Here is a 19730-nt window from a genome sequence, read left to right on the forward strand (position 1 = left end):
CCTAGTCGTGCGCCACGCCGAGATAGGCGTCGATCACATCTTGATTGTTGCGCACCTCCTCGGGCGGCCCGTCACCGATCTTGCGGCCGTAATCCATGACCACCACGCGGTCGGACAGGTCCATGACCACGCCCATGTCATGCTCGATCAGAACGATCGTGGTGCCGAATTCGTCGTTCAGGTCGAGGATGAAGCGGGACATGTCCTCCTTTTCCTCGACGTTCATGCCCGCCATCGGTTCATCGAGCAGCAGAAGCTTGGGCTCGGCGGCCAGCGCCCGGGCCAGCTCGACCCGCTTCTTGAGGCCATAGGGCAGCCGGCCGACCGGCGTCTTGCGGATATTCTGGATTTCCAGGAAGTCGATGATGCGCTCGACCTTCTCGCGGTGCGCGATCTCCTCGCGCTCGGCCGCGCCATACCACAGCGCCTGTGACAGAAGCCCCGCCTTCATCCGCGTCAGCCGGCCGGTCATGATGTTGTCCAGCACCGTCATCCCGTCGAACAGCGCGATGTTCTGGAAGGTGCGGGCAACGCCCAGCCGCGCCACCTGATAGGGCTTCATCGGCCCGCGGCGCACGCCCTTGAACCAGACCTCGCCTTCGGTGGGCACATAGAACCCCGAGATGACGTTCAGCATCGAGGACTTGCCGGCGCCGTTCGGGCCGATGATCGCGCGGATCTCGCCGTCGCGGATGTCGAAGCTGATGTCCTTGATCGCCACCACGCCGCCGAAGCGCAGGGTGATGTTCTTCATCTCCATCAGCACGCCGCCGATCTGGCGTCCGTCTGCGGTGACGTAGCCTTCGCTCATGTCCTTCATTCCGCGGCCATCCTTCCCTCGGGGGCCACCACGGCGTCGGCGATGCGCAAGGTGGCCTTGATGGCACCCTTGCGACCGTCCTCATAGGTGACTTCGGTCTCGGTGTAGATGCTGTCGCGCCCGTCATAGAGGGCCGCGATCAGATCGGCATATTTCTCGGCGATGATGTTGCGGCGCACCTTGCGGGTGCGGGTCAGCTCGCCGTCGTCGGCATCCAGTTCCTTGTGCAGCACCAGGAAGCGGTGGACCTGGCAGCCCGACAGCATCGGATCGCGCGCCACCGAGGCATTCACCTCGGCCACATGTTCCGAGATCATCTGATAGACCTGCGGATGCCCGGCCAGCTCCTGATACGAGGCATAGGCGATGTTGTTGCGTTCAGCCCAGTTGCCCACCGCCGTCAGGTCGATGTTGATGAAGGCGGTGCAGCGGTCGCGCCCGGCGCCGAACACCACCGCCTCGAGGATGGCGGGATAGAACTTGAGCTTGTTCTCGACGTATTTGGGCGCGAACAGCCGCCCGTCGGACAGCTTGCCCACGTCCTTGGCGCGGTCGATGATGCGCAGATGGCCGGTGTCGTCCTCGAAGAAGCCCGCGTCACCCGTCGCCACCCAGCCCTCGGGATCCTTGGTCGAGGCCGTGCTTTCGGCATTCTTGAAATATTCGACAAAGGTGCCGGGGCTTCGGTAATAGACCTCGCCGCTATCGCCGATGCGGACCTCGACGCCGGGGCTGGGCACGCCCACCGTGTCCGAACGCACCTGGCCGTCGGGCTGCTGGGTGATGAACACCGAGGCCTCGGTCTGGCCATAGAGCTGCTTGAGGTTGATCCCCAGCGAGCGGTAGAATTCGAAGATCTCGGGGCCGATCGCCTCGCCGGCGGTATAGCCCACCCGGATGCGCGAGAAACCCAGCGTGTTCTTCAGCGGTCCATAGATCAGAAGGCCGCCCAGCGCATAGTTCAGCCGGTCCAGCACGCCCACGGGCTTGCCGTCCAGAATGGCCGGGCCGACGCGGCGGGCCAGCGCCATGTAGCGGTCGAACAGGCCCTTCTTGAAGCGGCCGGCGTCCTCCATGCGGATCATGACATTGGTCAGCTGGGTCTCGAACACCCGCGGCGGCGCGAAGAAATAGGTCGGCCCGATCTCGCGCAGGTCGGTCATCATCGTGCCGGGGCTTTCGGGGCAATTGACGCAAAAGCCCGTCCACATCGCCTGCCCGATCGAGAAGATGAAATCGCCCACCCAGGCCATCGGCAGATAGGCCAGCACCTCGTCGAGCGCGTTCAGGTTGTCGAAGGCGGCGGAATTCTTGGCCGTCTCGATGATGTTGCGGTTCGACAGCACCACGCCCTTGGGCCGGCCCGTGGTCCCCGAGGTATAGAGCATCACGCAGGTGCTGTCATAGTCCAGCTCGGCCATGCGCGCGTCCAGTTCCGCGTCATAGCGGTAATGGCCCGCCCGCCCCTCGGCTTGCAGGTCCGACAGCGCATTCATGCGGGAATGGTCGTATTTCCGCATCCCGCGCTTGTCGGTGTAAAGGATATGCTTGATCTCGGGCACGCGATCTTCGACCTCAAGCACCTTGTCGACCTGTTCCTGATCGCCGCAGACCACGAAGCGCGCGCCGCAATGGTCCAGCACATAGGCCATCTCCTCGGCCACCGCGTCCTGGTAAAGCGGCACCGGAACCGCGCCGCACATCTGCGCGGCCACCATCGACCAGTAATGCATCGGCCGGTTGCGCCCGATGATGGCGACGTGGTCGCCCCGCTCGACCCCGATCGACAGCATGCCCAGCGCCAGCGCGCGGATCTCTTCGGCGGCCTGGACCCAGGTCCAGCTCTGCCAGATGCCGAATTCCTTTTCGCGGTAAGCCGGCAAGCCGCCATGCAACTTCACGTTGCGCGCCAGCAGCGCCGGAATGGACCGGGGGGTGTCCCCGTCCGGATGTCGGTTGGCCAAGTTGTCCTCCCTCGCGCCGTTGACCGGCGTCCTCGCGCGCGCCCTGCGCAAGGGGGAAGGGCCCCTCCAGACCCTTCCCCTCGCGTGCCGCCGGGTTCCGTCCTCCTCCGGTTCCCGACAGCCGGCGCCTCCTCCGGGGATCACGCTCGCGGGAAAAACTTGCGTGATTTTTTCCCAATTCTTACGAATTCTTTCAGCCGCATTCCGGCGCTGGCGGCCCTGCGCGCGCGGTGCTAGCCATGACGCGGGAGGGCGGTCACATGGGCAATGACGACGGACGCGAACGGCTGATCCAGGCGGGGCTGAACCTGATCCAGCAGGCCCTGTCGATCTTTGACAGCGACCTGCGGCTGGCGGCGGCGAATCGCCCCTATCAGGTGATGTTCGACCTGCCCGACGCGCTGACCCAGCCCGGCACCAGCTTCGAGGACACGATACGCTTTCTGGTGATGCGCGGCGAATACGGGCCGCTGTCGGACCCCGAGGCGATGATCGCCGAGCGCGTCGAACAGGCCCGCACCTTCCGCGCCCATTACATGGAGCGCACCCGCGCCAACGGCCGCACCATCGCCGTCGAGGGCGCGCCGCTGCCGCAGGGCGGCTGGGTCACGGTCTATACCGACATCACCGACATCAAGGCGCAGGAAGCGCTGCTGCACGCGCGCTCGGAGGTGCTGTCGAGCCAGCTTCTGGCCCATGCCGAACGTCTGGCGCAGGCCAACCGCGAACTGGCCGCGACCAATGCAGCACTCGAGGAAGCCAAGCGCGAACTGACCGAGATCGAGGCCCGCACCCGGCAGGTGACCGAGATGATGCCGGCCCATATCGCGCATATGGACCGCGACTTCCACTATACCTATTCCAACCGCCAGCTCACGGCGGTGATGCCCGGATCGCTGTCCGAGATCGTCGGCCGGCCCGCGATCGAGGCCCTGGGCGCGGACACCTTCCACCGGATCGAACCGGGCCTGCGCCGCGCGCTGGAGGGCGAGGCCAACGTGATCGAGATCAGCCACACGCCCTCGGGGCGGCGCATCCGCATCGCGCTGACCCCGGACCGGGTGGGCGAGGGGGCGGTGAACGGCGTCTATATCCTGTCAACCGATGTCACCGGCGAGGCCCAGGCCCGCGCGGCCCTGGCCCAGAGCGCCAAGCGCGAGCTGGCCGCGCAGCTCACCTCGGGGCTGGCGCATGATTTCGCCAATCTGCTGACCATCATCCTGGGGCTTCAGGGGCGGCTCGAGCGCAGCCCCGGCCTGGGCCCCGAGGCGCTGGAACTGGTGCGCGCGACCCTGGCCGCGGCGCGGCGCGGCGGCACGCTGCTGGACCGGATCGCGGCGATTTCCGGGCCGCGGGCGCTGCGCCCCCAGCCCACCGATCTGCGCGCCTTCCTGGCCGATCTGGTGGCGATGGCGGCACCGACGCTGGGCGACGGGGTGCAGGTGCGCCAGGACGTGCAGGGGCTGGACGGCCCGCTTCTGCTGGACCCCGGCCCGCTTCAGGACAGCCTGCTGAACCTGATGCTGAACGCGCGCGACGCGATGGCCGGGCGCGGCGCGATCACCATCGCCGCGCATCCGGTGCGCGACACCTGGGTCGAGATCGCCGTCGCCGACAGCGGGCCGGGGTTTTCCCCCGAGGCGCTGGACCACGCGCTGGATCCGTTCTTCACCACCAAGGGCGGCGAGGGCTCGGGGCTGGGGCTGTCGATGGTCTATGACCAGACCAAGCTGGCCGGTGGCACCGTCAGCCTGGCCAATGCCCCCGGCGGCGGCGCCGAGGTGACCTTGCGCCTGCCGCTGCGCCCGGCCGAACCGCCGCCCCCCGAAATGCTGGTGCTGCTGGTCGAGGACAACGAGGACATCCGCCAGAACGTGCGCGAGATGCTGTGCGAGATGGGGCATTCCGTGCTCGAGACCACCTCGGCCGCCGAGGCGCTGGACCTTGCGGCCGTCGCCAATCCGGGCTTTGTTCTGTCCGACATCCAGCTTGCCGGCGGGCTGACCGGGCTGACCCTTCTCGAGGCGCTCGAGGCCGGCGGCATCGCCTGCGGGCGCGGGCTGATGACCTCGCTGCCGGCGGGGCATCCGCTGCGCGCGCGGGCGCCCTGCCCGGTGATCTCGAAACCCTTCGGGCCGGCCGAGCTGGCCAGCCTTCTTGCCGCCGGAGCCAATCGTTGAAAGCCCCCCATATCGCCATTCTCGACGATGAACCCGAAATCCGGCGGATGCTGTCGGATGCGCTCGAGGAAGCGGGGTTCCGCACCACCGCCTATGCGCGGGCGGGCGAGTTCGAGGTGGGGCTCAAGCGCTCGGCCCCCGATGTCTGTCTGGTGGATCTGGGCCTGCCCGACCGCGACGGGCTGGCGCTGGTGCATCGGCTGGCGCTCGAATCGGGGGCGGCGATCATCATCATCTCGGGGCGCGCGCAGGTGCAGGACCGGGTGACCGGCCTCGAACTGGGCGCCGACGATTACATCATCAAGCCCTTTGATCCCGCCGAGGTGGTGGCCCGCATCCGCGCCCGGCTGCGCAAGGGCCGCACCGAGGCCGCGCCCAGCCTGCAACGCGCGCGTTTCGCCGATTGGGTGGCCGAATTCGACCGCTATGTGCTGATCGCGCCCGACGGGACCGAAACCCCCTTTTCCCATGCCGAGGGCGAGGTGCTGCGCCTGTTTCTCGACAGCCCGAAACGCCTGATCTCGCGCGCGCAGATGCAAGAGGCGCTGGGCGGCGGCGCGGGCGAAAGCTTCGACCGGGCGATGGATGTGCGCATCTCGCGGTTGCGCACCAAGCTGGGCGAAGACCCCAAGAACCCCCGCCTGATCAAGACGATCTACGGCGCGGGCTATATCTTCCTGGGCGACGTGAGCTGGAACTGAGCCCCGACCTGGAGCTGAGCCGGGGCCCGGATCTGCGCCCGGCAGTTGAAAGGGCCGGAAGCGGTCGCCCGCCCCCGGCCCCTTTTTCTCGACACGATCTTCATCGCGCGGTGCGCGCGGGGCTCAGTGCACCGGCGCCCCTTCGCGTTCGGCCGCGGCCGCAACCGGCCGGCCGTTGAGCGTGAGCCCGCCCAGATCGGCGCCGACCGTCAGCACCTCGCCATCCTTGAGCCCGCCCGAAAGGATCATCTCGGCCAGCGGGTCCTGGATGTTGCGCTGGATCACCCGCTTGAGCGGGCGCGCCCCGAAGACCGGATCATAGCCCTCGTCGGCCAGCCACTTGCGGGCGTCGTCATCAAGCTCCAGCGCGATCTTGCGCGCCGCCAGCCGTTTTTCCAGCCGCTTGAGCTGGATCGTGACGATCCCGTCCATATCGGCCCGCGTGAGCCGGTCGAAGATGATCGTCTCATCCAGACGGTTCAGGAATTCGGGGCGGAAATGCATCCGCACCGCCTCCATCACCTCGGCACGGGCCGCGGCGCTGTCGGTGCCCTCGGGCAGCTGGCTCAGCGCCTGGCTGCCCAGGTTCGAGGTCAGCACGATCAGCGTCTGCTTGAAGTCGACCGTGCGCCCCTGCCCGTCGGTCAGCACCCCGTCGTCAAGCACCTGCAACAGCACGTTGAAGACATCCGGGTGCGCCTTCTCGACCTCGTCGAACAGAAGCACCTGATAGGGCCTGCGGCGGACGGCCTCGGTCAGAACGCCCCCCTCGTCATAGCCGACATAGCCGGGCGGCGCCCCGATCAGCCGGGCGACGGCATGTTTCTCCATGAATTCCGACATGTCGATGCGCACCATCGCCTGGTCGTCGTCAAAGAGATATTCGGCCACCGCCTTCGTCAGCTCGGTCTTGCCGACGCCGGTCGGCCCCAGGAACAGGAAGCTGCCCAGCGGGCGGTTCTCGTCGTTGAGCCCCGCACGCGCCCGGCGCACGGCATTGGCCACCGCCTTGACCGCCGCCGCCTGACCGACGACGCGCTTGTGAAGCTCCTCCTCCATCTTGAGGAGCTTCTCACGCTCGCCCTCCAGCATCTTCGACGTCGGAATGCCGGTCCAGCGTTCCACCACCTCGGCGATCTGCTCGGGGCGCACGGCTTCCTCGACCATCAGGCCGTCGGGTTCCTTCTCGGCCTCGGCCAGCTTCTTCTCCAGCTCGGGGATGCGGCCATATTGCAATTCGCCGGCGCGGCCGAAGTTGCCCTCGCGCTTGGCGGCCTCAAGCTCGGCGCGCGCCCGGTCGAGCTGCTCCTTGATCGTGCGCGCGGCATCCAGCCGGTCGCGTTCGCCCTGCCAGCGCGCCGTCATCTCGGCCGAACGCTGTTGCAGGTCGGCCAGTTCCTTCTCGAGCGTCTCGAGACGGTCCTGCGAGGCCGCATCGTCTTCCTTGCGCAGGGCCTCGGCCTCGATCTGCATCTGGAGGATCTGCCGATCCAGCGCGTCCAGCTCCTCGGGCTTGCTGTCCACTTCCATGCGCAGCCGCGACGCCGCCTCGTCGACAAGGTCGATCGCCTTGTCGGGCAGGAAGCGGTCGGTGATGTAGCGATGCGACAGCGTCGCTGCCGCCACCAGCGCCGAATCCGAGATCCGCACCCCGTGGTGAAGCTCGTATTTCTCCTTGATGCCGCGCAGGATCGACACCGTGTCCTCGACGGTGGGTTCCGCGACGAAGACCGGCTGGAAACGCCGGGCCAGGGCTGCGTCCTTCTCGACATACTTGCGGTATTCATCGAGCGTGGTCGCCCCGATGCAGTGCAATTCGCCCCGCGCCAGCGCCGGCTTGATGAGGTTGGCGGCATCCATCGCGCCGTCGGACTTGCCGGCGCCGACCAGGGTGTGCATCTCGTCGATGAACAGGATGATCTCGCCGGCGGCGGCCTCGATCTCCTTGAGGATGGCCTTCAGACGTTCCTCGAATTCACCGCGATACTTGGCCCCCGCGATCAGCGCGCCCATGTCCAGCGCCAGCAGCCGCTTGTTGCGCAGGCTCTCGGGCACGTCACCCGAGATGATGCGCAGCGCCAGCCCCTCGGCGATGGCGGTCTTGCCGACGCCGGGTTCCCCGATCAGGACCGGGTTGTTCTTGGTGCGCCGCGACAGCACCTGCATGGTGCGCCGGATTTCCTCGTCGCGGCCGATGATCGGGTCGATCTTGCCTTCCTCGGCGGCGGCGGTCAGGTCGCGGGCGTATTTCTTCAGCGCGTCATAGCCTTCCTCGGCCGAGGCCGAGTCGGCCGTGCGGCCCTTGCGGATGTCGTTCACCGCCGCGTTGAGCTTTTGCGCAGTCACCGCGCCGGCATCCAGCGCATCCTTGGCGCGGGTGTTCACCATCGCCAGCGCCATCAGCAGCCGTTCGACCGGCACGAAGCTGTCGCCGGCCTTCTTGGCCAGCTTCTCGGCCTCGTCGAGCACGCGCACCATCGAAGTATCGACATAGACCTGCCCGTCACCGCCCGACACCTTGGGCAGCCGCGCCACCGCGGCATCCACTGCCTCGGCCACGCGCTTGGGCTCGCCCCCGGCCCGGCTGATGAGATTGGCAGACAGGCCCTGGTCGTCATCCATCAGGGCCTTGAGAAGATGCTCGGGCACCACGCGCTGGTGACCTTCGCGCATCGCAATGGTCTGGGCGGATTGCAGGAAACCGCGCGACCGTTCCGTGAACTTTTCCAGGTTCATCGGCTACTCCTTCCATTGAAGCCCCCGAAGCTTCGTGCGCCCGTCATGGCACGCACTTCTCCGGGTCTTGAGGCAAAGGTGGCGATGCCGGCGCCCCGCTTCAAGAGGGGGGCAGGCTTGACCCGCACGCCCCTTCGGCGCAAGGGAAGGGCGCAACAGGGGACCACGCGAGGGAGATGACCCGATGAGCCGAACCGACGACCGCCTGATCGTGGCACTGGACGTGCCGGATGCGCATTCCGGGCTGGAGCTGGCCGCGCGGATCGGGGATGCGGTGTCGTTCTACAAGATCGGGCTTGGCATGCTGACCGGCGGCGGTCTGGCGCTGGCGCGCGAGCTGAAGGACGAGCACGACAAGCGCATCTTCCTGGACATGAAGCTCTTTGACATCGGCGCCACGGTCGAGGCGGCGGTGCGTGGCCTGGCCCGCTTCGATCTGGATTTCCTGACCGTGCACGGCGACCCCCATGTGGTGCGCGCCGCGCGCGAAGGGGCGGCGGGCAGCGCCACGAAGATCCTGGCGGTGACGATCCTGACCTCGCTTGATCGCGGGGATCTGGACGCCAGCCTGATCCGGGCGGGCGATCTGGCCGATCTGGTGGTGGAACGCGCCGGGCGCGCCTTCGAGGCCGGCGCCGATGGCGTGATCGCCAGCCCGCGCGAGGCGGCGCTGATCCGTGCCTTGCCGCAGGCCGCGGGCAAGCTGATCGTCACGCCGGGGGTGCGGCCCGCGGGGGCGGCGCTGGGCGACCAGAAGCGGGTCGAGACGCCGGCCGCCGCGATCGGGGCGGGCGCCGATCATATCGTGGTGGGCCGCCCGGTCTGGCAAGCCGCCGATCCGCGCGCCGCGGCGCAGGCGATCCTGGCCGAACTGCCCTGACCGCGCGTCTGCCCCCCAGGCGGCGTCAGGACGGGGGGTGGTCGTCGTTGATGTCGCGGGTCCAGATACGCGTCTGGCCCCGCGTCACCCCCATCACCCGGCGCAGCACCGCCCAGGCCAGCGCCGAGGCCAGCGCCAGCACCACCAGCGCCACCGGCAGCGAAGGGCCCAACACCCCGGCCCACAGAAGCCCCGCAACCCCCAGCGCCCCGATGCCGAAGCCCAGCAGGATCTGCCCCGGCATCACCATCTCGAGGCCCGCCAGCACCAGCCCGGCCACGGCCCAGACCCACGGCTGCTGCCAGATCATGCGCCCTTCCTCCCCTTGAGCAGGCCAAACGCATCGCCAAAGGCCTCGAGCGCCGAGGTCGGCATCAGCACGGTCTGCCGCCCCGCGCCATCGGCCACCTTGGCGATGGCCTCGACCTGTTTCAGCGCCACCTGATATTGCGCCGCTTCAAGACCGTTTTCCTTGATCGCCGCGGCCACGACACCGGTGGCATAGGCCTCGGCCTCGGCCAGGATGCGGCGCGCCTTGGCCTGCTGTTCGGCGGCATAAAGCTCGGCATCGGCGGCCAGCTCGACCGACCGCTTCTTGCCCTCGGCCTCGGTGACCTGCGCGCGCCGGGCGCGTTCGGCATTGAGCTGCTGGAGCATCGCCGCGCGCGTGGCCTCGTCAAGGTTCACGTCCAGGATCTCGGCCCGCGTCACCTCGATCCCCCAATCGTCCACGATATTGGCCAGATGCGCGCGGATGGATTCGATCAGCGCCGCGCGGTTCGATTGCACCGCATCCAGCTCCATCCGCCCGATTTCCGAGCGCACGATCCCGGCCACGGTGGTGGCGATCGCGGCATCCACGTCGCGGATGCGATAGACCGACTTCTCGGGTTCGATGATGCGATAGAAGACGCTCGTGTCCACGGCCACCAGCACGTTGTCCGAGGTGATCGCATCCTGCCGGTTGGTCGGCAATTGCCGTTCCAGCACCGAGATGCGATGCGCCACGCGGTCCAGGAAGGGCACGATGAAGTTGATCCCCGGCCCCAGCACCGACCGCAGCCGGCCAAAGCGTTCGACCACGTATTTCTCGGATTGCGGAACGATCCGCACCCCCTTGAAGACGGCAAGGATCACGATCCCCGCCAGAACCAGCAACGTCAGATCGCCGCCGCCCAGAAAAGCGCTCATCGGGTCCATGCCCGTCTCCTCGTTTCCAGATCCGTCGCTCAAGGATAGGACAGGTGACAATGGCGCAAAATGGGCGGGCATGCGAAAACTGCGCCATCCGGGGGAAAAGATGCCTGCATTGTGCCGAGATTGCCTGTCCACCTTCGAGACGCGGCCGCCGCGCTGTCCGCGCTGTGCCGGCCGGCGGCTGGTGGATGACCCCGAATTGCTTGATCTCGGCATCGCGCATCTGGATTGCGACGCCTTCTATGCCAGCGTCGAAAAGCGCGACGACCCCGCCCTGGCCGCGCGGCCCGTCATCGTGGGCGGGGGCGCGCGCGGGGTCGTGGCCACCTGCTGCTATGTCGCGCGGATCGCGGGCGTGCGCTCGGCGATGCCGATGTTCCGGGCGCTGAAGCTCTGCCCCGATGCGGTGGTGATCCGCCCGCGCATGGCCCATTACGCCGCCGTCTCGCGCCAGATCCGCGCGCGGATGGAGGCGCTGACCCCCGCGGTCGAGCCGCTCTCGCTCGACGAGGCGTTTCTGGACCTGCGCGGGACCGCGCGGCTGCATGGCGCGCCGCCGGCGGTGCTGCTGGCGCGTCTTGCGCGCGAGATCGAACAGGATCTGGGCGTGACCGTCTCGGTCGGGCTGTCGCACAACAAGTTCCTGGCCAAGATCGCCTCGGATCTCGACAAGCCGCGCGGTTTCTCGGTGATCGGGCAGGCCGCAACCCGGGACTTCCTGCGCGACCAGCCCGTCAGCCTGATCTGGGGCGTGGGCGAGGCCACCCGCCGCGCGCTGGCCGGGGCGGGGCTGCGCCGGCTGGCCGATGTGCGCGCGCGCGATCGCGCCTGGATGCAGGGGCGTTTCGGGGCCTCGGGGGCGCGGATCTGGGATCTGGCGCAGGGCCACGACAGCCGCCGGGTCGACCCCCGCCAGCCGATCAAGTCGGTCTCGCACGAGACCACCTTCGAGACCGACATCGGTGAGCGCGCCGCGCTCGAGGCGCATCTGTGGCACCTGTCCGAGAAGGTCTCGGACAGGCTCAAGGCGCGCGATCTGGCCGGGAACGTGGTCACGCTGAAGCTGCGGCGGGCCGATTTCAGCCTGTTGACCCGCCAGCACCGGCTGGCCGAGCCCAGCCAGCTGGGCGACACGATGTTCCGCACCGCGCGCGATCTGCTGGCCGCGCTGCCCGAGACCGGGCCCTTTCGGCTGATCGGTGTGGGCATGTCGGATCTGGGCCCCGCCACCGGCGATCCGGCCGGCGATCTGCTGGACCCGCAGGCGGGGATGCGTGCGCGCGCCGAACGCGCCCGCGACGCGATCCGCGCGCGGTTCGGGGCGCAGGCCATCACCACCGGCCGCGGCTGGCGCCCCGAGCGCGACTAGCCGCCCCCCGCGGGCGCCCCCTGCGTCATCCCGCCACACCTCCTCCGAAAGGCCGTGTTAAACACGCGCGTCCCAGAGTGTCCGCCGTGGGAACGAACGGATGAAGGGGGACACCATGTCCGAACATTTCGAAGACGGGATCAAGGTGGTGAAGCTGCACGACAAGCATCCCGTCCATGAGCTGGACGCCGAACAACGCGCCATCCTGGCGATCTGGCGGCAGATGAACGGCGCGCCCGATTTCGAGAACACCGCGGCCGACAAGCCGCAGGGCTGAGCCGGCCTCTGGGCTGAGGCCAGGCGCCCGCCGTCAAGCGGCCCGCCACCGGAACGCCCGCCGCCCGAACGCCAGTCATCGAAGAGCCAGTCATCGAAGAGCCAGGCGCGCGGGCGCGTGACGTTCCGTCATCTGCCCGCGCCCGCTCTTGGCGCCCCCCGCCCCGCCCGCCTAGTCTCGTCCGGCAAGGGATAATGGGAAGGGGGGAGCACCATGTCCGATATCGTCATCCTGTCCGGGGCGCGCACCGCCATCGGCACCTTTGGCGGCAGCCTGGCCGGCCAGCCGCCGATCGAGCTGGCCACCATCGCCGCGCGCGCCGCCATCGCCCGCGCCGGGCTCGAGGCTGCGCAGATCGACCAGGTGGTCTTCGGCCATATCCTGAACACCGAACCGCGCGACATGTATCTGTCGCGCGTGGCCGCCATGCAGGCCGGCGTCCCCGAAACGAGCCCCGCGATGAACGTCAACCGGCTGTGCGGATCGGGCGTGCAATCGGTGGTCTCGGCGGCGCAGGCGCTGGCCTTGGGCGAAGGCCAGATCGCGCTGGCCGGCGGCGCCGACGTGATGAGCCGCGCCCCCCATATCCTGCCCGCGGCCCGCTTCGGCCAGAAGATGGGCGATGTCTCGGCCGTCGACATGATGACCGGGGCGCTGTCGTGCCCCTTCGGCACCGGGCACATGGGCGTCACCGCCGAGAACATCGCGCGCGAGATGTCGATCAGCCGCGCCGATCAGGACGCCTTCGCGCTGGAAAGCCAGCGCCGGGCGGCCGCCGCCATCGCCGCGGGCCATTTCCGAGACGAGATCGTCCCCGTCGAGATCCGCAGCCGCAAGGGCGTGGTCATCTTCGACACCGACGAACACCCCAAGACCACCAGCCTCGAGGCGCTGGCCGCGCTCCGCCCCGCCTTCCAGCGCGACGGCACCGTCACCGCGGGCAATGCCTCGGGCCTGAACGACGCCGCCGCCGCGGTGGTGCTGGCGCGCGCGGATGCCGCGCAGGCGGCGGGGCTGACCCCCATGGCGCGGATCATCGGCTGGGCCGTGGCCGGCGTCCGCCCCGAGGTGATGGGCTATGGCCCGATCCCGGCGGTGCGGCTTCTGTGCACGCGCACGGGCCTTTCGGTTACGGATTTCGACGTGATCGAATCGAACGAGGCCTTCGCGGCACAGGCGCTGGCGGTGACGCGCGGGCTCGATCTTAACCCCGAGAAGGTCAACCCCGACGGCGGCGCCATTGCGCTGGGCCATCCGATCGGGGCCACCGGCACGATCCTGATCGTCAAGGCGCTCCATGCGCTCCGGCGGCGGGGCGGCGGGCGCGCGCTCGTGACCATGTGCATCGGCGGCGGGCAGGGCATCGCGCTGGCACTTGAGCACGGCTGACCCTGCGCGCTTGCAAGACGCCGGGGAAAGGCACAGACTTCCCCGCAGGGGGCCCGGCATCGCGGCCCCGGACAAGGGGGGAACATGCTTCCGATCAGCCCGGCCAAGGTGGCCCATGTCATCATCCGCGCGCGCCAGTTCGACGCCGGGATGGGGGCCTTCGAGGGGGGCGGCAGCCGCGCGGCCGGTGCCGAGCTGGCCGCCTTCGTCAAGGGCCTGAACGAGGAGGAGAAAGCCGCGCTGGTCGCGGTCTTCTGGATCGGGCGCGGCACCTATGGCCCGGACGAGCTGGCCGAGGCCATCGAGACCGCCCGCGCCGAGGCCAGCACCCCCACCGAGGATTACCTGATGGGGGTGCCGCTTCTGGCCGATTACCTCGAGGACGGGCTCGAGGCGCTGGGCCTCTCGGTCGAGGACGCCGAGGACAGCGTCCTGCGCATGACCTGAGCGGGCCGGCGCAGCCGGCACCTGCGCAGGGAGCCGGATCGGGCCTCGAACGGGGGCCCGCTCAGGCCCCCGGCACCGCCATGTGACGGGCGAATTCCGCCCGCGCCCGCGCCCAGATCGCCGAATTCGGATCGGCCAGTTCGCGCAGCGCCGGCAGCAGTTGGGCGGCGTAATCCTCGCTCGATTCCCGCGGCAGCATCGAGGGCAGGTTGTCGATGGCCGTCACGTCCAGCACCGGCTCGGTTGCCACGCGCAGCGCCGGCGCGGCCCAGTCGGTGGTGCGGTCATAGACCTTGACGGGCGAGAAATCCGAGGTCGGGTCGCAGGCGATATCGCCGATCACCCGCAGCGCCCGTGGCACCGTCAGCGCCGAACGCGGCACGAAGACCGGACAGCCCGGCCGCGCCAGGATGCAGTTGAGAAAGATCTCGTGGGCCAGAACTTCCGGGAAGGGGCCGCCATGCGCGGTCTCGGCCATGTCCCAGCGCGTGACCGGGGCGCCCATCTCGGTGCACAGATCCGCCGCCCCTGAGCCCACCCGGCCCAGCGCCCCGATGACCAGCGCGCGCGGCCGCGGGCCGTCGCCCAGATCGCGCGCCAGATCGGCCAGAAGCGCCGCCTTGTCGGGATAGGCCGCAACCGCCCCCGCAATGTCGCCGCGCGCCTGCGTCGCCCAGCATTTCAGCGCCACCGCCGCCCCGGCATAGCCCGCCCAATAGCCAAAGGCCGCCACCCGGCGCCCGGCATCATCGACCAGATATTCCAGATCCAGAAGCGTGCCGCCCCCGGCCCGGAACCGGCGCAGCAGCACCTGTCCCGCGGGCTGGCCCTTGAAGGCATGGCCGAACATGATGTGGACATGCGGCAGGGGCGTGCCATCCTCGGGCAGCTCCTTGAGGCCGAAGATGATGGCATCGCGCGGGGCCTCGGGCCAGCTTGCAAAGGGCGCGATCTCGCAGCCCGCCTCGGCATAGCCCGCGGTGGGGATCACGCGGTGGGGGCTGTCCTCCACCGTCACGCGCAGGCCCTGCGCAATCAGCGCCGCCGCGCCCGCAGGCGTCAGCCCCACGCGTTCCTCGTTGGGGCGCTGCTCGCCCCGGACCCACAGATGCACCATGTCGCCCCCCCCTGATTTGGCCCCTTCCTAGCCCGGCCCGCCCGCGGCCGAAAGGGCTCAGCGGGTCTGCGCGCGTTGCAGGGCGGGACGGGCGCGCATCCGCGCGAGATACTCCGACAGCCGCGCCTCCACGATCGGGAAGCGCGCCGAGATCGCCCAGATCCCGCAATGCGTCAGGATGATGTCGGGCACCGTCATCACCTCGCCCATGATGAAGGGCCCCTCGCCCATGCGCTGGACCAGGATGCGCTGGCTGCGCTCGAATTCCCAGCGCAGGGAATTCTTGATGCCGGCCATGCGCAGCTCCTCGGGCAGAACGAAGGAATGGCGCGCGGCCAGCCACAGCGCGGCGTCGAATTCGTCCAGCAGGAATTGCGTCAGGCTGTCCTGACGGGCGCGCTCCAGCGTGCCGGCGGGATGGGTCAGCGCGCCGTGGCGGTCGGCCAGGAACTGGATGATCGCAGTGGAATCGGTGATCGGCGTGCCATCGGCGATCAGCACCGGCACCTTGCCGGCGGGGTTGAAGGCCACGACCCCCTCGCTCTGCGGATTGGCGGGCACATGGGCGTAGTCCACGCCCAGCTCCTCGAGCATCCACAGCACGCGCAGCGCCCGGCTCTGGGCCGTTCCGATCACCTGATACATGGCAGTTCTCCCTTTGGGCCCATTGGGCCATGTCCGCGCGCGCAAGACAAGCCGCGCCCCGCAGCGTCACAGCCGGCGCGCGCGCGGCCCGCGCCCCCCTCGATGGGGGGCCGGGGCGCTCCTCCCCCCGCTTTCCGCCCCGCGCGAGGGGCCCGCCTTTCCGCCCCACGCCGCGCCATTGTCACCGGCACAAATCCCGCGTTGACGGCACGCGCCGCGATGCCCCACCCTCTCGACCTCAAATCATTCCAGGGCTGCCCGCCATGCATGCTCCGGCCAAGACACCCCTCTTCACGCCCGTCCTTCTGGCCGGGGCGCTGATCCTCATGCTGGGCTTTGCCGTGCGCGCCTCCTTCGGCGTGTTCCAGATCCCGATCGCGGCCGAATTCGGCTGGCCGCGGGCCGAATTCTCGCTGGCCATCGCCATCCAGAACCTGGCCTGGGGGATCGGCCAGCCGATCTTCGGCGCCCTGGCCGAGCGTTTCGGCGACCGCCGCGCCATCCTTCTGGGCGCGCTCTTCTATGCCGTGGGGCTGCTGGCCTCGGCCCATGCGATGACGCCCCTGGCCCATCAGCTGCTCGAGATCCTCGTGGGTTTCGGCGTCGCCGGCACGGGCTTCGGCGTCATCCTCGCGGTCGTGGGCCGCGCCAGCTCCGACGAGAACCGCTCGCTCGCGCTGGGGATCACCACCGCCGCGGGCTCCGCCGGGCAGGTCTTCGGCGCGCCGGTCGCCGCGGCGCTCCTTCAGGTCATGCCCTGGCAGACGATCTTCATGATCTTCGCCGCCGTGATCCTGGCCTCGATGGCCGCCCTTCCGGCCCTGCGCGCGCCCGAAGACACCGCCGATCCCACCGCAACGGGCCACCCCGCCGACCCCGAGCCGATGGGCCGCACCGTTGCCCGCGCCTTCCGCGACCCTTCCTTCACGCTGATCTTCCTCGGCTTCTTCTCCTGCGGCTATCAGCTGGCCTTCGTCACTGCCCATTTCCCCGCGCTGGTGACCGAGATGTGCGGCGCGGTCGATCCCACGGGGATGCTGGCGGCGCTGGGGATCTCCTCGACCAGCGCGCTGGGGGCGGCCTCGATCGCGCTGATCGGGCTGGCCAATATCGCCGGCACGATCACCGCCGGCTGGCTGGGCAAGCGGCACTCGAAGAAGCTTCTTCTGGCCGGGATCTATGCGCTGCGCACGCTGATCGCGGCGGCCTTCATCCTGGCGCCGATCACGCCTGCCAGCGTGCTCCTGTTTTCACTGCTGATGGGGCTCTTGTGGCTGGCCACGGTGCCGCTGACCTCGGGGCTCGTGGCCCAGATCTACGGGCTGCGCTACATGGGCACGCTCTATGGCTTCGTGTTCCTGTCCCACCAGATCGGGTCGTTCCTGGGCGTCTGGCTGGGCGGGCTGCTCTATGACATCTACGGCAATTACACGCTGGTCTGGTGGGTGGGCGTGGCGGTGGGCGCCTTCTCGGCGCTGGTCCACCTGCCCGTGCGCGAAACCCCGCGCCGCTTCGCCCCCGCCTGACGCAGGGCGCCAGCCCCGACACCCCGCGCCGGCCGGCCCCGCTGGGGCTGGCCCCGGCCCGAGGGCTCTCGATGGGCCCGAGGGGCGGCCCCCGCCCCCTCGCCCACCGGGGATCAGCCGCGCGCGACCTCCAGGATATGGCGCGCCATCATCAGATCCAGATGCGCCCCGCCGCCATTCTTGGCGACCGTGATCTCGTCTTCGGAACGGCGCGCAAAGCCCCCGCCCGGCAGATCATAGAAATCGGCCACGATATCTTCGGGCGTGATCACCCCGCGGCGCAAGGGATCCTCGATCTCGCCGATATGACCGATGGTCGTGGCGCGCGCGTCGACGAACAGCCGCGCCCGGCGCAGCACCGCGTCATCGGCCTCGCGCATGTCGGGCCGATAGGCCCCGATCAGATCGACATGCGTGCCGGGGCGCAGCCATTCGCCGTGCAGGACGGGGGTCGTCGACATCGTGGTCGTGGCGATGATCTCGGCCGCCGCCACCGCCTGCGCCAGATCCCCGGCCACCTCGGCCCCGATCCGCGCGGCCAGATCCTCGGCCGTGGCGCGGGTGCGGTTCCACAGCGTCACCTGCGCCCCCGGAAAGCCCGCCCGATAGGCCGCCGCCATCGACGCCGCCACCTTCCCCGCGCCGATGATCAGCACCCGCCGCGCCTCGGGCCGCGCCAGCCGCCGTGCCGCCAGCAGGCTGTCGGCCGCCGTCTTCCAGCGCGTCAGCAGGTGGAAATCAATGATCGCTTCCAGAAGCCCGGTCCGGTCGTCATACAGCGTCACGCCGCCGTTGACCTGCCCCAGCCCCTGCGCGCCATTGCCCGGAAAGATCGTGGCCGCCTTGACCGCCAGCCCCAGCCCGTCGATCCAGGCCGAACGCGTCAGCAGCGTGTCCTTGCCGCGATAGAGAAAGCTGTCGGCCACCTCGGCGCGCGGCAGCGCATGGCCCGCCGCCAGCGCATCCGAGGCCGCAATCCAGTCCATCCGGGCCTCGACCTCGGGCCCCACGATCGTCATGCTCATCAGATGTCCCCCGGCTCGAGCACCCCTTCCGCCACCAGCCGCGCGACCAGACCCTCGGCGCCCTCGAACAGGTGCCCGCGCCAGCCCCGCGCCTCGGCGGCGGCGACATTCTCGGGCTTGTCGTCGGTGAAGAAGAGCTCTGCCCCCGCATAGCCGGTTTCCCGTTCGAGCACGGCATAGATCTCGGGGTCGGGCTTGAGGGCCCGCAGATGCGCCGAGATGAAGCGCGCGTCGAACTCGCGCAGGGCGGGATACATGCTTTCGGCGCGCGCGAAGCTCTCGTCGCCGAAATTCGACAGCGCAAAGACCGGCACCCCGCGCCGGCGCAGGGCCCGCAGGGCCGCCACCGACCCCGATATCTCGGGGGCGAACATCTCGCCCCAATGGCTGTCCCACATCCTGATCAGCGCGGCATGCTCGGGATGCGCGGCGGCAAAATCGGCGATGGTCTGGGCAAAGGGCGCACCGGCGTCGATCGACAGGTTCATCGCATCGACCCCCACGACCTTCAGCAGATGCCGGCGCGCCGTCTCGCCGATCAGCGGATCATAGACGCGCTCGGGGTGCCATTCGACCAGCACATTGCCGATGTCGAAGACGATGGCGGCGGGCGGACGGGTCATGCCCACAGCGCCTCGGCATGGAAGCTCACATGGTCGGGCATGAAAGTCGAGATCATGAAATAGGAATGGTCATAGCCCTTCTGCATCCGCACCGCACCGGGCTGGCGGCGGGCACACATGGCCTCGGCCAGGGCCTCGGGCATCAGCGCATTGACGAAGGGATCGGTGGTGCCCTGATCGACCAGCACCTCGCCGTCGAAGCCGCGCTCGCGCATCAGCAGCGTGGCATCATGGCCCGCCCAGCCGCTTTCCTCGGCGCCCAGATAGTTCAGGAAATGCTTGCGCCCCCAGTCCGAGGCCGTGGGATGCGCGATCGGCGCGAAGGCCGAAACCGACCGATAACGCCCCGGCAGGCGCATGGCCAGCGTCAGCGCCCCATGCCCGCCCATCGAATGGCCGCAGATCGACTGGCGCTCGGGGTCGATGGGGAAGGTCGTGTCCAGAAGGCGCGGCAGATCCTCGGCGATGTAATCCCACATCTGGTAATGCTGCGCCCAAGGGTCTTGGGTGGCGTTGACGTAGAAGCCCGCGCCCTGGCCCAGGTCATAGGCCGGATCGTCGGGCACGTCGGTCCCGCGCGGCGAGGTATCGGGGAACACCAGCGCGATCCCGGCCTCGGCGGCCCATTTCTGCGCACCGGCCTTGGTCATGGCGTTTTCATGCGTGCAGGTCAGGCCCGACAGATACCACAGCACCGGCACCGGCGCGATCTCGGCCTCGGCGGGCAGGAACAGACCAAAGGTCATTTCGCAATTCGTGGCCGAGGAGGCATGGGCATAGACGCCCTGGACCCCTCCGAAACAGCGGTTTTCCGAAATCGTGCGCATGGGCCTC

Annotated in this window: 18 protein-coding genes; 8 read left to right on the plus strand and 10 right to left on the minus strand. The window is 69.1% G+C overall.

Annotated features, from left to right (window positions below):
• Position 1: 1 nt before the first annotated feature.
• Positions 2 to 820 carry an ABC transporter ATP-binding protein gene (locus BW949_RS13790; RefSeq protein ID WP_076367090.1) on the minus strand — a complete coding sequence of 273 codons (819 nt, stop codon included), beginning with the start codon at positions 818 to 820 and terminating at the stop codon, positions 2 to 4.
• A complete protein-coding gene (locus BW949_RS13795; RefSeq protein WP_076367092.1) occupies positions 817 to 2784 on the minus strand; it encodes a long-chain fatty acid--CoA ligase in 1968 nt (655 codons plus the stop codon). Before BW949_RS13795 ends, BW949_RS13790 begins: the two co-directional genes overlap by 4 nt.
• 260 nt (positions 2785 to 3044) lie before the next feature.
• Between BW949_RS13795 and BW949_RS13800 the strand changes: the two genes are divergently transcribed.
• Positions 3045 to 4964 (plus strand): hybrid sensor histidine kinase/response regulator, encoded by a 1920-nt coding sequence (locus BW949_RS13800; protein ID WP_076367094.1) that lies wholly within the window; start codon positions 3045 to 3047, stop codon positions 4962 to 4964.
• Positions 4961 to 5665, plus strand: coding sequence for a response regulator transcription factor (locus BW949_RS13805; protein WP_076367096.1), 705 nt, complete (start codon positions 4961 to 4963; stop codon positions 5663 to 5665). Before BW949_RS13800 ends, BW949_RS13805 begins: the two co-directional genes overlap by 4 nt.
• Positions 5666 to 5788: 123 nt before the next feature.
• Here BW949_RS13805 and clpB read toward each other — a convergent pair whose 3' ends face one another.
• Positions 5789 to 8401: an ATP-dependent chaperone ClpB gene (clpB, locus tag BW949_RS13810; protein WP_076367098.1), complete on the minus strand. Its 2613-nt coding sequence runs from the start codon at positions 8399 to 8401 to the stop codon at positions 5789 to 5791.
• Positions 8402 to 8585: 184 nt separating this feature from the next.
• Here clpB and pyrF point away from each other — a divergent pair, with 184 nt between their 5' ends.
• The gene (pyrF, locus tag BW949_RS13815; protein WP_076367100.1) at positions 8586 to 9281 is read left to right on the plus strand and encodes an orotidine-5'-phosphate decarboxylase; all 696 of its coding nucleotides are present in this window, start codon (positions 8586 to 8588) and stop codon (positions 9279 to 9281) included.
• A 25-nt stretch (positions 9282 to 9306) separates the two neighbouring features.
• Here pyrF and BW949_RS13820 read toward each other — a convergent pair whose 3' ends face one another.
• Together BW949_RS13820 and BW949_RS13825 are read right to left on the minus strand one after the other, a co-directional pair.
• The gene (locus tag BW949_RS13820; protein WP_076367102.1) at positions 9307 to 9591 is read right to left on the minus strand and encodes an NfeD family protein; all 285 of its coding nucleotides are present in this window, start codon (positions 9589 to 9591) and stop codon (positions 9307 to 9309) included.
• On the minus strand, positions 9588 to 10481 hold the full coding sequence (locus tag BW949_RS13825) for an SPFH domain-containing protein (protein WP_076367104.1): 894 nt from the start codon (positions 10479 to 10481) through the stop codon (positions 9588 to 9590). Before BW949_RS13825 ends, BW949_RS13820 begins: the two co-directional genes overlap by 4 nt.
• Before the next feature lie 100 nt (positions 10482 to 10581).
• Between BW949_RS13825 and BW949_RS13830 the strand changes: the two genes are divergently transcribed.
• The 4 genes from BW949_RS13830 (at position 10582) to BW949_RS13840 (ending at position 13960) form a co-directional block, all read left to right on the plus strand.
• The gene (locus BW949_RS13830) at positions 10582 to 11847 is read left to right on the plus strand and encodes a DNA polymerase IV (protein WP_076367246.1); all 1266 of its coding nucleotides are present in this window, start codon (positions 10582 to 10584) and stop codon (positions 11845 to 11847) included.
• Between the two features lie 115 nt (positions 11848 to 11962).
• Entirely contained in the window at positions 11963 to 12124 is a 162-nt protein-coding gene (locus BW949_RS17075; RefSeq protein WP_159440069.1) for a hypothetical protein, read from the plus strand.
• A 213-nt stretch (positions 12125 to 12337) separates the two neighbouring features.
• Positions 12338 to 13513 (plus strand): beta-ketothiolase BktB, encoded by a 1176-nt coding sequence (gene bktB, locus BW949_RS13835; protein ID WP_076367106.1) that lies wholly within the window; start codon positions 12338 to 12340, stop codon positions 13511 to 13513.
• A gap of 84 nt (positions 13514 to 13597) precedes the next feature.
• On the plus strand, positions 13598 to 13960 hold the full coding sequence (locus tag BW949_RS13840; RefSeq protein ID WP_076367108.1) for a DUF3775 domain-containing protein: 363 nt from the start codon (positions 13598 to 13600) through the stop codon (positions 13958 to 13960).
• Between the two features lie 61 nt (positions 13961 to 14021).
• On the opposite strand, the gene BW949_RS13845 is transcribed toward BW949_RS13840, so the two are convergent.
• Positions 14022 to 15077, minus strand: coding sequence for a saccharopine dehydrogenase (locus tag BW949_RS13845; RefSeq protein ID WP_076367110.1), 1056 nt, complete (start codon positions 15075 to 15077; stop codon positions 14022 to 14024).
• A gap of 57 nt (positions 15078 to 15134) precedes the next feature.
• Positions 15135 to 15722, minus strand: a complete 588-nt coding sequence (locus BW949_RS13850) for a glutathione S-transferase family protein (protein ID WP_076367112.1) — start codon at positions 15720 to 15722, stop codon at positions 15135 to 15137.
• Positions 15723 to 15985: 263 nt separating this feature from the next.
• Between BW949_RS13850 and BW949_RS13855 the strand changes: the two genes are divergently transcribed.
• Positions 15986 to 17248: an MFS transporter gene (locus tag BW949_RS13855; protein WP_076367114.1), complete on the plus strand. Its 1263-nt coding sequence runs from the start codon at positions 15986 to 15988 to the stop codon at positions 17246 to 17248.
• Between the two features lie 113 nt (positions 17249 to 17361).
• Here BW949_RS13855 and BW949_RS13860 read toward each other — a convergent pair whose 3' ends face one another.
• From BW949_RS13860 to fghA, 3 genes are read right to left on the minus strand one after another with little or no spacing between them, the layout of a single operon-like run.
• Positions 17362 to 18273: an ornithine cyclodeaminase family protein gene (locus BW949_RS13860; protein ID WP_076367115.1), complete on the minus strand. Its 912-nt coding sequence runs from the start codon at positions 18271 to 18273 to the stop codon at positions 17362 to 17364.
• The gene (locus BW949_RS13865) at positions 18273 to 18896 is read right to left on the minus strand and encodes an HAD-IA family hydrolase (RefSeq protein WP_076367117.1); all 624 of its coding nucleotides are present in this window, start codon (positions 18894 to 18896) and stop codon (positions 18273 to 18275) included. The genes BW949_RS13860 and BW949_RS13865 overlap by 1 nt, the downstream gene beginning before the upstream one ends.
• Positions 18893 to 19723, minus strand: a complete 831-nt coding sequence (fghA, locus tag BW949_RS13870) for an S-formylglutathione hydrolase (protein WP_076367119.1) — start codon at positions 19721 to 19723, stop codon at positions 18893 to 18895. Before fghA ends, BW949_RS13865 begins: the two co-directional genes overlap by 4 nt.
• Positions 19724 to 19730 lie beyond the last annotated feature (7 nt).

The sequence above is a fragment of the Phaeovulum vinaykumarii genome (assembly GCF_900156695.1).
In the GTDB taxonomy this organism is placed as follows: Bacteria; Pseudomonadota; Alphaproteobacteria; order Rhodobacterales; family Rhodobacteraceae; genus Bieblia_A; species Bieblia_A vinaykumarii.

Excerpts from the sequence above, each read along its gene's own strand:
- BW949_RS13790 (WP_076367090.1), bottom strand. The coding sequence starts at position 820 with ATGAAGGACATGAGCGAAGGCTACGTCACCGCAGACGGACGCCAGATC.
- BW949_RS13800 (WP_076367094.1), top strand. The coding sequence starts at position 3,045 with ATGGGCAATGACGACGGACGCGAACGGCTGATCCAGGCGGGGCTGAAC.
- clpB (WP_076367098.1), bottom strand. The coding sequence starts at position 8,401 with ATGAACCTGGAAAAGTTCACGGAACGGTCGCGCGGTTTCCTGCAATCC.
- pyrF (WP_076367100.1), top strand. The coding sequence starts at position 8,586 with ATGAGCCGAACCGACGACCGCCTGATCGTGGCACTGGACGTGCCGGAT.
- BW949_RS13820 (WP_076367102.1), bottom strand. The coding sequence starts at position 9,591 with ATGATCTGGCAGCAGCCGTGGGTCTGGGCCGTGGCCGGGCTGGTGCTG.
- BW949_RS13825 (WP_076367104.1), bottom strand. The coding sequence starts at position 10,481 with ATGGACCCGATGAGCGCTTTTCTGGGCGGCGGCGATCTGACGTTGCTG.
- BW949_RS13830 (WP_076367246.1), top strand. The coding sequence starts at position 10,582 with ATGCCTGCATTGTGCCGAGATTGCCTGTCCACCTTCGAGACGCGGCCG.
- BW949_RS17075 (WP_159440069.1), top strand. The coding sequence starts at position 11,963 with ATGTCCGAACATTTCGAAGACGGGATCAAGGTGGTGAAGCTGCACGAC.
- bktB (WP_076367106.1), top strand. The coding sequence starts at position 12,338 with ATGTCCGATATCGTCATCCTGTCCGGGGCGCGCACCGCCATCGGCACC.
- BW949_RS13840 (WP_076367108.1), top strand. The coding sequence starts at position 13,598 with ATGCTTCCGATCAGCCCGGCCAAGGTGGCCCATGTCATCATCCGCGCG.
- BW949_RS13845 (WP_076367110.1), bottom strand. The coding sequence starts at position 15,077 with ATGGTGCATCTGTGGGTCCGGGGCGAGCAGCGCCCCAACGAGGAACGC.
- BW949_RS13850 (WP_076367112.1), bottom strand. The coding sequence starts at position 15,722 with ATGTATCAGGTGATCGGAACGGCCCAGAGCCGGGCGCTGCGCGTGCTG.
- BW949_RS13855 (WP_076367114.1), top strand. The coding sequence starts at position 15,986 with ATGCATGCTCCGGCCAAGACACCCCTCTTCACGCCCGTCCTTCTGGCC.
- BW949_RS13860 (WP_076367115.1), bottom strand. The coding sequence starts at position 18,273 with ATGAGCATGACGATCGTGGGGCCCGAGGTCGAGGCCCGGATGGACTGG.
- BW949_RS13865 (WP_076367117.1), bottom strand. The coding sequence starts at position 18,896 with ATGACCCGTCCGCCCGCCGCCATCGTCTTCGACATCGGCAATGTGCTG.
- fghA (WP_076367119.1), bottom strand. The coding sequence starts at position 19,723 with ATGCGCACGATTTCGGAAAACCGCTGTTTCGGAGGGGTCCAGGGCGTC.